The organism is Aeromicrobium sp. PFPM2_SD2 (genome assembly GCF_057364525.1).
This window is the reverse complement of record NZ_JBNFNZ010000739.1, coordinates 1-703: the sequence shown is the minus strand read 5'-3', so window position 1 is coordinate 703 and position 703 is coordinate 1. Positions and strand designations below refer to the sequence as shown.

At 76.1% G+C, this 703-nt stretch carries 1 protein-coding gene; it reads left to right on the top strand.

What is annotated here, in order from left to right; genetic code table 11:
* On the top strand, nt 1-703 hold a 703-nt coding region (locus AC2W7G_RS17805), incomplete at both ends, for a molybdopterin oxidoreductase family protein (RefSeq protein WP_485869602.1).

The following is a 703-nucleotide window of genomic DNA, read 5'->3' as shown; positions in this document are numbered from 1 at the left end:
CCGCCCCGCGCGACTTCCCCGACCAACCGCGGCGGCATGTGCCAGAAGGGCTGGACCAGCCCGGACCTGCTGCGGTCGCCGGACCGGCTGACCCAGCCGCTGCGCCGGTCGGCGTCCGGAGCGCTCGAGCCGGTCGGGTGGGACGAGGCGTTGGACGAGGTCGCCTCCCGGCTGCGCACGATGGGACGCGACGAGGTCGCGGTGTTCGGCGGCGGCGGGCTGACCAACGAGAAGGCCTACCAGCTGGGCAAGCTCGCGCGGCTGGCGCTGCGGACCCGGCTGATCGACTACAACGGGCGGTTCTGCATGGCCGCCGCCGCAGCCGCGGCCAACCGTACCCTCGGCCTGGACCGCGGGCTGCCTTTCCCGCTGGCTGACCTCGCGGACGCCGACGCGGTGCTGCTGCTCGGCAGCAACCTGGCCGACACCATGCCCCCGAGCGTCCAGCACCTGGCCGGCGTGCGCGAGCGCGGTGGGCTCGTGGTGGTCGACCCGCGCCGGTCGGCCAGCGCAGCGCTGACCGACGACGGGGCCGGCGTCCACCTCGCCCCCGTCCCCGGGACCGACCTCGTGCTGCTGCTGGGGCTGCTGCACGTCGTCCTGGGGGAGGGGCTGGCCGACGAGGCGTACCTGGCGCGCGGGTCGAGGCGTCGACGAGGTCCGGGCCGCCGTCACGGAGTGGTGGCCCGAACGGGTGGCGGCC